This window comes from Stenotrophomonas sp. BR163, assembly GCF_047520985.2.
Lineage (GTDB): Bacteria > Pseudomonadota > Gammaproteobacteria > Xanthomonadales > Xanthomonadaceae > Stenotrophomonas > Stenotrophomonas sepilia.
This window is the reverse complement of sequence record NZ_JAXBRE020000001.1, coordinates 40,510-53,018: the sequence shown is the minus strand read 5'-3', so window position 1 is coordinate 53,018 and position 12,509 is coordinate 40,510. Positions and strand designations below refer to the sequence as shown.

At 63.1% G+C, this 12,509-nt stretch carries 9 protein-coding genes; 4 read left to right on the top strand and 5 right to left on the bottom strand.

Annotated features, from left to right (window positions below):
* Positions 1-602: 602 nt before the first annotated feature.
* The 3 genes from ACM0PY_RS00255 to acuI all read right to left on the bottom strand — a co-directional run bounded on the left by ACM0PY_RS00255 (position 603) and on the right by acuI (position 5,976).
* The gene (locus ACM0PY_RS00255) at positions 603-1,640 is read right to left on the bottom strand and encodes a Fic family protein (protein ID WP_180883933.1); all 1,038 of its coding nucleotides are present in this window, start codon (positions 1,638-1,640) and stop codon (positions 603-605) included.
* Between the two features lie 441 nt (positions 1,641-2,081).
* Positions 2,082-4,835 (bottom strand): UvrD-helicase domain-containing protein, encoded by a 2,754-nt coding sequence (locus ACM0PY_RS00250; protein WP_180883935.1) that lies wholly within the window; start codon positions 4,833-4,835, stop codon positions 2,082-2,084.
* A gap of 151 nt (positions 4,836-4,986) precedes the next feature.
* A complete protein-coding gene (gene acuI / locus ACM0PY_RS00245) occupies positions 4,987-5,976 on the bottom strand; it encodes an acrylyl-CoA reductase (NADPH) (RefSeq protein ID WP_180883937.1) in 990 nt (329 codons plus the stop codon).
* 101 nt (positions 5,977-6,077) lie between these two features.
* Here acuI and ACM0PY_RS00240 point away from each other — a divergent pair, with 101 nt between their 5' ends.
* On the top strand, positions 6,078-6,425 hold the full coding sequence (locus tag ACM0PY_RS00240) for a winged helix-turn-helix transcriptional regulator (protein ID WP_072168105.1): 348 nt from the start codon (positions 6,078-6,080) through the stop codon (positions 6,423-6,425).
* A gap of 69 nt (positions 6,426-6,494) precedes the next feature.
* On the opposite strand, the gene ACM0PY_RS00235 is transcribed toward ACM0PY_RS00240, so the two are convergent.
* On the bottom strand, positions 6,495-6,944 hold the full coding sequence (locus ACM0PY_RS00235; protein ID WP_180883939.1) for a DUF3592 domain-containing protein: 450 nt from the start codon (positions 6,942-6,944) through the stop codon (positions 6,495-6,497).
* A gap of 710 nt (positions 6,945-7,654) precedes the next feature.
* On the opposite strand from ACM0PY_RS00235, the gene ACM0PY_RS00230 reads away from it, so the two are divergent.
* The 3 genes from ACM0PY_RS00230 (at position 7,655) to ACM0PY_RS00220 (ending at position 10,281) form a co-directional block, all read left to right on the top strand.
* The gene (locus ACM0PY_RS00230; protein WP_495493226.1) at positions 7,655-7,987 is read left to right on the top strand and encodes a hypothetical protein; all 333 of its coding nucleotides are present in this window, start codon (positions 7,655-7,657) and stop codon (positions 7,985-7,987) included.
* A gap of 76 nt (positions 7,988-8,063) precedes the next feature.
* Positions 8,064-8,927, top strand: coding sequence for a Smlt3025 familytype IV secretion system inhibitor (locus tag ACM0PY_RS00225; protein ID WP_180883940.1), 864 nt, complete (start codon positions 8,064-8,066; stop codon positions 8,925-8,927).
* 31 nt (positions 8,928-8,958) lie between these two features.
* Positions 8,959-10,281: a Smlt3024 family type IV secretion system effector gene (locus ACM0PY_RS00220; protein WP_180883942.1), complete on the top strand. Its 1,323-nt coding sequence runs from the start codon at positions 8,959-8,961 to the stop codon at positions 10,279-10,281.
* A gap of 49 nt (positions 10,282-10,330) precedes the next feature.
* Here ACM0PY_RS00220 and ACM0PY_RS00215 read toward each other — a convergent pair whose 3' ends face one another.
* Positions 10,331-12,472: a TonB-dependent siderophore receptor gene (locus tag ACM0PY_RS00215; RefSeq protein ID WP_180883943.1), complete on the bottom strand. Its 2,142-nt coding sequence runs from the start codon at positions 12,470-12,472 to the stop codon at positions 10,331-10,333.
* Positions 12,473-12,509 lie beyond the last annotated feature (37 nt).

Below are 12,509 nucleotides of genomic sequence, written 5' to 3'. Positions count from 1 at the left end.
CGCATGTAAGACCAAGATGGATGCGCATGCGAGCATTGGTGTCAACAAGACTTGCGCCTGAGGCGAAACTGTTGACCTGATCCTGCAATGCCGCCTGGAGGAACCAGATGGCTCCGGAGTCCATCTGGATCGGTACTCCTTCCCAGTAGGCCTTACCATTGACGAACGAATGAGCCATTCGCATGGAAGAGCGCTGCCCCGCGGGTACTCGGTCATCTCCATGTAGCGGATTTGTAGGCATGGGGATAGGGTTGGGACAAGCGGCAGGCCGGGTGGCAATCAGGAGGGCGCAGGATTGCTGCGGGTCACTTCCGGCTCCGCCTCCGCCTCCGCCATCTGAATCGCCCGGATCGTATCCCAGATCAGGAGGGCGGGTGGGCGGCTCCATCGGAGGAGTGTATGGAGGGACATAAGGGGGAGGGGGCGCGTCCACGGGTGGGAGATTGGTTGTGCCCCTATCCGTCGAGGTGTCTGCGAGGCCAGGCTGAACCGCAAAGAAGCATCCAGCAACAACCATGCTCAATCTGATGCTGAGTCGTACTGCTACCCCAAGGTCCGAGGTCCGCGCCGTAGCGGGGTTCGAGCGGTGCGCGTGTTCCATTTTACCGTCCTTGTATTTGTATCGTTTGAAAAGGAATTTCTTCACCCGAAGTACTGTCCTTGCAAATTCTTTGGACAAGGGCGTGAAGCGTGCTGCTATAGAGTCCGGTGCTTTTGCATTCCTTGTGTTTAGAGATTATTTTTGCGCAAAGCGCTGGGCTGGCCGTGCTGTTCAGTGCACAGATCCCAGCTGCAGAGAGCTCTCCGAAAGCTGTCAGGCAGTCCAGGGCGCGGGTGTCGCAGCCTGCTGCGGCAGCATCGAGATAGGCGTTTCCTATGCTGGTGCCGGAGTGGCGCCACTGGATGTAGTGGTTCACATCGAATGCGATGGCACCATCGAGAGAACTATCTCGCCATGACCTCATCAGCCCAGTTTTGTCGAACATCAGCCGCCATGCGACATAGAGCGGATACAAGCTCTGTTTCCTGGATGCCATTCTGATCAACAGGGTTCGCACTGCTCTGCCGTTGCCGTCGTGCAACGGATGGATCGACAAGAACTGAAATGCTGCAGCTTCGTCCACCTGCTCATTCGGGCTATCGAGATGCTCCGCGAGGAATGACATCAAATCTTCTATCTGCTGCGGCATCCTGGCTGTCGACGGGCAGACCAGGCTTGCTTCCAAGGGTGATGTAGCTCCGACCCAAGAGCGATCCGATCGAAGTTGAAAATGCGCAACTCCGGAGCAATGGGTGAGCTGCTCCAAGAAGCGCTTCCATTCCCGAAGGTCGCTGGTTGCCAGCGGACGAAGACTTTGAACGATGCGGTCTGCGGCGATGGGAGCAAGGGAATGGCTCTTGACCGCTTTGAGCCTGTGGACACGACTGAGCCTTGCTGTGATGAGTAGAAGCGGCCTTAGCCTTGCTTCGTCCATCCTCCAGTCAGTAAATGAGATTGAAGAGAATATGCGCCCCGACAGCGGCTGGGGGCTGGAGACAACGACCGCGTGGTCCTCCCAGATGCGAGGGTCGGCCGCTTCTTTGATCAACGGCAGCGGCCTGAACAGGCAGCCTGGATGGACTTGAAGGGCCGACGGCATCTTTTCATGATTCCCGGTAGTGGACTAAGTACATGGGGAGCGCTTCAGCCCCCTGATATCCACTAACGTTGGACGGGCCTGATCTCCCCCATTGGTTTGGGAAGATTTTTCCCCAGCCGCAGAACAACTATCGTGATGGTGCGTAAGCCGTAGCAGAAAATCTTGGCCGGCGCTGGTGCGGCTGGCCGGCTGCCTGGACGGTGCTGGACTTCCAATGAGGTGTCGTTTGCTGGCTTGGTGTGCGAGGCCACCCTTGTCGTCATTGATATGCGGCAAGTACGAGCGAATCTGGTGCAGCGTCGTCATTGGCTTGGAGGGACGTTGCAGCCCTCCATCTTGGACCTTCTTGCTTCCTCCGCAGCCGTCACACGGCCATCGAACAATCAGGTCAGCTTGCACCACGTGAGATGGGCGAGCGCCGATGCATGAAGACAGATGCACTCATCCCCGACGCCCGCCCTTCGGCTTGTTATGGCACAACGGATAACTCGAGCACGACCGGAACGCCCCATGCGGCCCATTGCGGTCCACGAACACGCCCACCTTGCACACCGGGCAGCGCTCTTCGCGGATGGCCGCGCCTGAAACCGTGGTCACTTCCACTGCGCCTTCCTTCACCAGCTCATCCAGGAATGGTGAGTGCCTGCCCTGCAGGGTGAACATCGCAACCGATCGTCGCGCCCGCGTCAGCGCGACATAGAACAGGCGCCGTTCTTCGCTCAGCGGATAGGTATCGCCGTCCGGCATTGCCAGCGAAAGCACCGGGTCATCCGCGCGCAGGCTCGGGAAGCTGCGGTTGATCATGCCCGGCAGGATCACGTAGTCCGCCTCGCGCCCCTTCGATCGATGTGCGGTCAGGAACTCGACGTCCATCGTGCTGCCAAAGGCCGCCTTCCAATCCGAAGGCATCGCGCTGCGGTCCGCGCGATACCGCCCCAGAACAAAGACCGTCACGCGCCCGTTGCGTCCCTGCGGCACCGTGCCTGACAACAGTTGCTGGTGCAGCTTCGCAAGGTATTGGCGAACGCCATCCTGCACCTCCTCACGCTGGTTCATCTGGAACGCCTGCAGCACCGGCCCCACTGCCGGCGTAGCCGAGCGCACGGTCTTGGCGATCTGCTCGGGGTTGCGGCTGATGAAGCGACTGGATACATCACACAGTGCCTGCGGGCAGCGGAACGTCTGCTTCAGTTTCAGCACCTGGCCATGGCCCATCCATTCGCGGAATCCGGTCATCACCGAAACGTCGGCGCCAGCGAAGCGATTGATCGATTGCCAGTCATCGCCCACCGCAAACAGATGGCGGCCCGGTTGGCTGACCAGGGCACGGCAGAGGCGCGCACGGGCGCGCGATGCGTCCTGGAATTCGTCGGCCATCACCAGTTCGTAGGGCGACTCATAGTGGCCCTGTTCCAGCAGCCCGGCGGCCATGTTGAGCATGTCTTCGAAGTCGATGCTGCGCTCGTCAGCCAGTGCGTTGTCCCAGGCCTGGAAAACCGGCCCGGCGATCTCCAGGAAGCGCCGGTAGCGTTCCTTGAACTGATCCTCAGGCATCTGCCGCAGGCGTGCGGCCATGTCATCCAGCGTCAGGCAGTTGCTCTTGGCATGCGCAATGAAGGTGCGCATCAGGCCGATCAGGTCTGCATCCGGCATCGGCTTGGCGCCCTGGTCGGGCAGCTCGCGGTCCGGGTTCGGGTCGAGTTCGACACCAGCCGCACGCAGCCGCTCGGCTAGATCCTGCAGGGCCTGTCCACTGCGCAGGCCGAACGACGTCGTTTCCACCAGTGCGGTGCTGTGCGCCGCATGCTGCTGCCGCTTCCAGTGCATCCCTTCGCTGTAGTTGGCAAAGTGCTTTGGCGGCTGGCCATCGGCATCCAGCGCAAAGTGCTCGTGATACAGCTGGGCGTACGGATAGTAGAAGTCCGGACGATACTGGCGGTGGGTGTCCGTCGCGGTATCGAATTCGTAGCGCCGCTCGTAGTCGTACGCCACGCCGTTGTAGAACAGCCAGTCGGCGATGACGCACTCTTCCAGGCTCTTCACCCGCTCACCCTGCAGGGTACGCATGTAGGGCGTGCCATCGCGGTCGTAACCATCGGCCATCATGTCGGCGCCGAACGGCGGAAGATCGCGCCCGAACACCAGGCGGAACATGTCCCACTGGGTGCGGAAGTGGGTCGAACGGTCCTTCAGGTCGTCCACCAGTTCGGCCAGCTTGTTGAAGCCCAGCGTTGCGTCGACCGCCCATTCCGGGATATCGGGCTTGCGCCCTGTGGCCTTGGCGATGAGGGACAGGCCCAGGGCGTGGAAGGTCCAGGCTTCCACCATGGTGTCGCCCATGCCGAGCCGGTCGAAGCATCGCTGCGCGCGCTCTTCCAGCTCCTGAGCGGCGTCCTTGTTGAAGGCGAGCATCACAATCCGTTCGGGCTGGAAAAAGCCGCGATCGATGGCATAAGCGGCCTTGGCAACCATCGTGGAGGTCTTGCCAGAGCCGGCCGCGGCCACGACCTGCACCCGGTTGTCGAAGCAGATGACGGCGCGGGCCTGCTCCTCGGTCAGCGGCCTGCTCTCGACCCGGTCCAGGAAGGGCTTGGCCAGACCCAGTTCACGGGTCGCCATTGCCTCATTGGCGTCCGCCCACATGGCGGGCCAATCCAGCTGCCAGTCGTGCAGTGCATCCAGTGCCATGCGGTGGCGGTCCGAGTGCAGGTCGTCATGCACCTCCTCGTCGAGGAACAGCTGCTCCAGCTCGGCTGACGGGAGGGGCAGGGACGGGCGCTCGGCCAGCAACGCCTGCTGCTGTTCGTACGTGATCCAGCGGCGGCCGGTGGTGCCTCGGTCGGTAAGCGCATCTGCCTCGGCCAGCCACGCCTGGATCTGCGCCAGAACGTGCTCAAACAGTGCCTTGCGCCCTCGTCTGGAGCGCGCGAAAAGCACGTGCTGAACGGCAGCGGCAAGCCGGGAGCCCTGGCTGTTCGGCAGCCCATCCACGGACAGTGCTTCGCCGCGCTCGGTCGTCAGTTCGACCCTGGACCAGAGCACGCCGCGAACGACCCGCACGCTGTGTTCGTTCGCCACATGCTGGTGGTATTGCCTGCCGTCGATCAAAAGCGCGAGCTGTTCGCCATCCAGCCGCAACTGCCAGTCCGGCGAGCGGGTCACACGCTGGCCCCAGACCGAGGGGCGCCATTCCATAGACATCCAGATACTGCCTTGCGTACGTCACCGGGCGTATAGCGCCCTTGCCGCCCCATGATAAGGCGGCTTGGCGTGGCACGCTGCGTTTTCCGGTCAGTCGCGCGCGTGAGCCAGCGATGGCATTGCACCCTCGCCAGCGCGACAGGCGTCAGGCGTTCACATCCACGACGATGCGGCCGCGCACCTTGCCGGGGATGATCTGCTCATAGACATCCAGCACCTCGGCGAGGCCGATCTGCTGCACGGTGCTTTCCAGCTTCTGCGGGTCCAGGTCGGTCGCGAGCCGATCCCAGGCGCGCTGGCGAACCTCTTGTGGGGCATTCACCGAATCCACGCCGGCCAGGGTCACGTTGCGTAGGATGAAGGGCAATACCGAGCCGTGCAGAGCGTCGCTCTGCGCCAGGCCGCACGCGGCCACGGCACCGCGATACTTCGTCTCGGCGATGGCGTTGACCAGGGTAGGGCCGCCGGCCACATCCACCACGCCGGCCCAGCGTTCGGCACTCACCGGCCGCTCGCGCGGCTCCGAGAGCTGCGCACGATCGATGATCTCGGCCGCACCCAGGTTGTGCAGATACTCAGCATGCTCCGGGCGTCCGGTGGCGGCTACCACGCGATAGCCCAGCTTCGACAGGATCGCCACCGCAATCGAGCCGACGCCACCGTTGGCGCCAGTCACCAGCACATCGCCCTTCTCGGGCGTCACCCCGGCATGTTCCAGGGCCAGCACGCACAGCATCGCGGTATAGCCAGCGGTGCCGACGGCCATGGCATCGCGGGTGCTCAGGTTGCCGGGAATCCGGTTGAGCCATTCGCCGCGTACGCGGGCGCGCTGTGCCAGGCCGCCGTGGTGGCCCATGCTCAGGTCCCAGCCATTGAGCACGACGCGGTCGCCTGGCTTGAAGTCGGCCCTGCTGGATTCCAGCACCACGCCTGCCAGATCGATGCCGGGAATGAGCGGGAATCTCCGGATGATCGGACTCTTGCCGGTGAGCGCAAGCGCATCCTTGTAGTTGAGCGTGGAGTACTCGACCTGCACCAGGACATCGCCGTCCATCAGGTCCGCCTCGTCGAAATCGACCAGCTCGGTCGAAAGCTGGTTGTTCGTCTTGCCGGTCAGCAGGGCTTTGAACGTCATGGATGGCCTCACATTGATGGAATGGGGCCATGCTAGGCTCGTGCCACTATTGCAACAAGAACGATGATTTTCCGTAGGTACTATGGTTTTCCGGAGTATGCATGCGTAGCAGGCGTTGGGATGGCAAGAGCGGGTGTGCGGTGGAGGTCACGCTGTCCGTGATCGGTGGCGTGTGGAAGCCGATCATTCTGTTTCACCTGATGACCCGCAAGCGACGATTCATGGAATTGACCCGGCGGGTGCCCAACGCCACCCAGTCCATGCTCACCAGCCAGCTCCGTGAACTGGAAGCCGATGGCGTGGTGATCCGCCACGTGTATCCGGAAGTGCCGCCAAAGGTGGAATACGAGCTGTCCGAGTTCGGTCGCACGCTGGTGCCGGTGCTGCTGGCCATGCGCGAGTGGGGCGAGACCTACCGCGGCTATCAGAGCACCCAAGGCGATAGCTGAAAGCTGAGGAGCGTTGCACTCGCTCCGCTACGCGAGCGCATGCTGCATGCGCTCGCAATGGATGATGGGTCAGGCCGGCTGCGCTTTCCGGCCCTGCACCACCCGGGTGGCCAGCAGTGCCAGGGTGACCAGCCCGGAGGCGATTGCCAGCCACAACAACAGCAGGGAGTTGTCCGCTTCGCCAATGGCCATCGCCACGGACGGGTCTTTGGCGTTGTAGCGGATATCAATTTCCTCCGCCTCGTCGGTGGCACGCATCCGATTACCAAGGTCGTTGGAGACCGCGATCTTCTCAACGCGTGATTGGCCGTCTTCAGTTTCGAACTCGACATTCAGGACGAAGTTGCTCTTTCTGCCCCTCTTCTCATCCCAATGCACCTCGGTGACGAGGCCCACCGCATCGCGCCCTTCAGCGCCATCAGTAAGCGCATGACGATGATGATCGTTGTAGGCGGCCACGGAAAGTGCGACAGCTATACCAGCGGCAACAAGGATGTTGCGCCAGGAAGTGAATTCCATGATGAGCTCCTGATCCATTGAGGTCGGCGACTATAGTCATCAGCTCGCGGATCTCGTATGAAAATGGCGCGGTGCGCACATTCCGTTGTGGTCTGATCTCGCGCTCGAATATATCTGTGGGCGCTTCCATGCAAGTGTTTCCGGTGTGTCTGCAGTGCGGGCCGATGGTGTTCGAGCTGGAAGGGCAGGCCGTGCGTATTGCGACTTTCTGCGCGACCGCCATGGCCGGTATGTCGTGTTCGGCTCGAAGTGATCGTTGGGTCGCACGCGCAGGCAGGCGCGATGTACCAACGAAGCGCGTCAGTCGGTGGGCGGTTCGCCATCCCCTGACGCAACCGGCGCATGAGCGCGTCAGCGCGGACTTTTCCTACTTTGCATCGGCGATGGAGTGCGCCCATCATCGCCGCGCCAAGGCACTCGCCCTGGCCGGGATTGGCGTCCCGAACTTACATGATGCGCGGCGTCACGGTTGCAGCCAGAGTTGCAACCGTGACAATGCATCGCCTGTCAGTTCATGGCGGACGGTGCGTGGGGATCTCTCGATCCGCCGGCTTCTTGCATCATGTATCCGGCACGCCAACCCGCACCGTCCGCCACCTTGCATCTGCAGGTGGCCACAACGTGAGGTTGCCGTCATACCCGAACGTCTTCCCGACCATCCCCGCCTGCACGCGCTGCTGGGTGCCGCTGTACTTGATCTTCCCGCTGCCTTGGCCGAAACGCTGGAGGACGCGCTCCGCGAATCCGCCGAGTTCGTCACCCCATCGGCATTCTTTGCACACCTGAAAGGCCACGGCAGGAACCTGCGTGCCGATGGCGAGGCCTGGAGTGAAATGTGCCTGAGCCCCGGCCGCGCCTTCGACATGGCCCTGGCGACCCGAAGCATTTCGGGCATCACGGCGTTGACTGCGGTGCTGCACGCTGCGCATGTGGCGCGGGAGAGCGACGATCCCGCCTGCTGTCCCTCGGCAGCCGTGATCGAGGGCCTGTTCAACGCCTGCCAAGTGCTGTCACTGCAGGTAGAGCGCTGCCTGGTTCCATGAAGGGCTGCGATGCGGCTCCTGTTCCGTTGACGCCCGGCTCCTTATAGTGGCGCTGGAACCCTGCAATGGAATGCCCATGCACGTGATGTCCCCGAGCCGTTGCCTGACGCTTGCACTTGCCGTCGCGGTGAGTGCCGGCGCGTGTGCGCGGCCGCCGTCCACCGAACACGAAAGGAATTCCGCCATGTCCGGCGCAACGCAGACCGGCCGCACGATCAACGGTCACACCTATACCGATGCCCCCGTGGACGTGAAGCTGGGGCCGAACACTTTCCGCATCCCGGCCAACTACCTGGACAGCCAGATCGCACCGTGGCCGGGCGAGGGCGTGACGCTGGTCATCGAGTGGCCGGACATGACGCCGACGGCGCCGGGTGCGCGGGCCAATCCGCGTACGAATGATTTCCGGAAGGAGATTCCCATCCGGATCAACTATGTTGATCGCGTTCCCGTTGAAACACTGCTTTCAAGGCTGTCGTCAAATGAAGCCATCACGGAGGAGGGCTCTGTGGAAAGGGAGGATCCCAGGGACCGTCTCGATCAACGCGTTGCGCAGCCGGAAACCTTGGGCCTGACGCCCCATGCAATCGATGAAGCGAAGATGGTGGTGTACGCGAAGAAGTATGCGGCGCGGTACGGGAAGCCGCCTGTGCGCAATCCCGCCTACGAAAGAGACTGGTACATCGCACGTCAGAGCGACGGCCGGATCAGCTCATTCATCAAATGTGACGGCGAGGAATTCCGAGGCGACGGCGTGCGGCTGGAGGGGCGCGAGGTGATCAGTGAGCCAGGGGAAGTGGCCGCGGGCTGCGTTCATTACTTCGTGGACATCGACAACAAGCTGTCCGTCAGCCTGGACTACAAGAGAGCGTTTCTGAAAGACTGGAAGCGCATGGAAGAGGCCGTCAGGGACGTCATCGCGCGCACCCGGTCCAAGTGATCGGTGATTCAAGGAAGAGAAGGGGCAGGGTATGAGTGGATTGACAGAACGCGATCTGAGCGTCCTTGGCAGCTATGCCAGAGACGGCAACCGCGAGCTTTACTGGAACTACCTGTCGCAACTGCCGGGAGCCGATGGATACGGGACACTGGCACTGGGTGTTGTACGCAATGACAGCCTGCCGGGACGCGTCGCGAACGCGTATGCACAAAGCTACGCAAAGACCCAGCAGGACGAGGGATCCCGGTTTTCAAATGCACAGTTGACGGAGCGGCAATGGGAGTCCTTTGGGCAGACCCTGCTCGAAAGAGATCTTGAGTTGCGGCAGCAGTGGATGAACGAGCGCCGTCCAGACCTGGCACTGAATCTCCCCGGCAAGGATGTAATGCTGGCTCACGACCGGGCATTTGAACGGCATGAACTTGATCCTAACTGCTGGACGCCGCGCGTGTTGCTGCAAGCGGCTGAGCAGAAGAGCGGCCCCGAGAAGCTGGAACAGATCTGGACCAACATGCTCAACAATGACTACGCCGGAGGCCCGCGCGTAGGCAACACCAGTGTCGATGCCGTCAGCCAGATGGGATGGGTGAAGGGCGGCCAGTACCTCACCCGGTTGAGCGTGCTGGAAGCCACCCAGGCGCTGGAGGGCCGCTCAGCAGTCGATCCGAACGTCATCGGTGGCAACAGCTACTACGCGATGTACTTCGAAGCGGACAGGAAGTGGGCCAGTGTCAGCGCGGGCGGCGGCCACATCTCGATGCGGGAGATCACCGACCCCGCACGCATCGCCGAACTCAACGACACGCGCGAGGTCCGTCTGGAGCGCCAGGAAAAACGCACCCAGTTCCACCCGGACGACCCGTACCGGACCATCACCCGCAGCCCGCTGACCGCAGCCGTGGACGACGTGCCGGATCCCTCGCAGGCACCGACCCGCCTGGCCGACATTGGTCCGGGCCACCGCGACTACGCACTGATGCAGCAGGTGCGCGAAGGCGTGGCCGCGATCGATGCCAGCGCGGGACGTACCCACGATGAGAACAGCGAGCGCTTGGTGGCGAGCGTGATGGCATTGGCCCGTCGCAACCAGCTTGAACGGGCGGACCATGTCCTGCTGAGCGCGCAGACCGCCGAGCATCCGGCCGGCCGCAACGTGTTCGTGGTGCAGGGCGAGATGAGCGATCCCGCGCATCTGCGAGCCGTCATGCCTACGGACACGGCAGTGCAGACGCCGGTCGAACACTCGTTGCGGCAGATCGAAGCCGCCAGCCTGGAGCGACAGCAGGCGGCCATGCAGCGCCAGCAGGACAACGACGTCCACGCGCGTGACAACCCTGCGATGCGGGTGGGCTGAGGTTACGCAGCAGAGCCGAGCGGGCGCCCGGCTCTGCCGGAAGGCCTTCTCAGAAGCGGTAGGCCGCCTGCACATACACCCGCCGCGGCTCGCCCGGGAAATGCCCGTTGCGTTCGATGAAGCCACTGGCTGCGTACACCTTGTCGAACAGATTCTTGACGTTGGCCTGGAACTGCCACTGCTTCCACGTGGTCTTCCAGCTCATGTCGAATACCGTGTAAGCCTTGACCGTCTGCCCATCCAGGCTGACACGCTCGCCCACGTGGTCGGCGCCGAAGCCGATGGCCGAGTTGATCGACGGCAGGTCGTAGCGCGTCCACAGGCCGAGCTTGTTGCGTGGCGCATTTGCGAAGCGGTCGCCGGAGGCATTGGTGATGCCGTTCGGTCCGGCGTCCTTCACCCGTGCGTCGTTGTAGGCGTAGGTCAGGTTCACCACCCAGCGCTCGGTCACGTCGGCCAGCAGGTCCAGTTCCATGCCCGTGCTGCGTACCAGGCCCAGTGCAGCGAGTTGGTTTACCCCGCCGATCACCTCGCCGGTGGCCTGCACGATGTTGCTGCGGTCGATGCGGTAGGCCGCCATGTTCAGGGTCACACGGTCGGCCAGCAGGGACTTCAGGCCGACTTCCCATTGCCTGCTGCGCTCCGCGTCGAACGGTCCGCCGGCCGCCGGGTTCTGGTTGGTGGCACTCTGCGGCACGAAGCCGCTGGCGATGTTGGCATACAGGTTCACGCCGTCCCGGACGGTAAAGGTACTGCCCAGGCGCCAGCTGAGATCGTTGCCATCCACGCTGCCGCCACCCATGCGGTCCTCATCCTTGAAGCCATCCCAGCGCAGTCCGGCCAACACGTGCCAGCGCGTGCCCAGCGCCAGCTCATCCTGCAGATAGCCGCCGTAGCGCTTGCTGCGGGTGGCGGTGCTGCGCCAGGGCAGGGCGGCCAGGTTGTAGTCATGCCAGGTGCTCGCGCCATAGACCGGGTTGAACAGGTCGATGCCGCGCACCGGGCCGGTGCCGCGTGCCAGGTCGGCACTGTTGGCGGTCTGCGCCGTGAAGTCGGCGTCGAGCTGGTACATGTCGGCGCCGAACAGCACCTTGTGTTCGACGCGGCCGGTATTGATCCGCCATACGGCATTGCCGCTGGCGGTGAAGGCCTCGTTGTCGCGGATCTGGTTGCGCAGCTGGCGCGTCATCCACTCGGCCACGCCGTCGCGGTCACGATCAATCAGCCCCATCGGCTCGTGGTACATCTGGTGCTCGTTGTTGCTGAACCAGCGCGCAGCAATGTCCACGTCCAGCGTATCGAGCGGTGCGAAGCGATACTGCGCCAATGCAACCCTGGCGCGCATGTCGAGGAAATCACTGGCCTCGTTGTGGTTCCATCGCCGGTCGGTCAGGAAGGTGCCGGCATCGTTCACTGGCACACCGCGCAGGCGGTTGCCGCCCAGGTTCTGGGTGATGTCGGTGAACTGCAGCACCAGTTCGCCGGTCTGGCCAACGTCGAAGGCCAGCGATGTATCGCCGATCACGCTTTCGCTGTCGGAATTCCAGCGTACGCCCTGCTCGCTGTCGGCATAGAGGCCGGCGCGATAGCGAATGCTGCCGCTGGCATTCAGCGGGCCGGTGCCTTCGATCGACCCGGCGCGGAAGTCCTTGTCGCCTGCCTGCAGCTCGATGCGGTGTTCGGCGCGCGCCTTGGGCTTGCGCGTCACATAGTTGATGATGCCGCCCGCATCACCACCGCCGTACAGCGCACCGGCCGGGCCCTTCAGCACTTCCACGCGTTCGATGTTGAACAGCTGCGGCACCGAGAAGCCTGCATACGGATCGCCGCGCAGACCGTCGTAGAGCACGTTCTCCTGGCGGAAACCGCGCAGCGTGACGCCGGCATAGCTGAAGAAGCTGATGCCGCTGATGCTGCGGTAAAGATCGGTGACCTGGCGCGCCGCCTGGTCGTCGATCAGCTCGCGCGGCACGACCTGGATCGACTGCGGTACCAGTTCCAGCGGGGTATCGGTGCGGGTGCCGACGGCCGCATCGTTGGTGCGATACAGGGTCTGCGCGCGGCCACGGACTTCCACTTTGTCCAGGTCCTTCGGGGCGTCAGCGGAGGTCTCGGAAGCCAGTGCAGGTGTAGCCAGGGCAAGAGGCAGCGCCAGGCAGAGGGCGTGCTTGAGCGGGGTTGGGAGGGGCATGAGGGACGAGGCTGGGCTGCAAATGAGAAAGATTAGC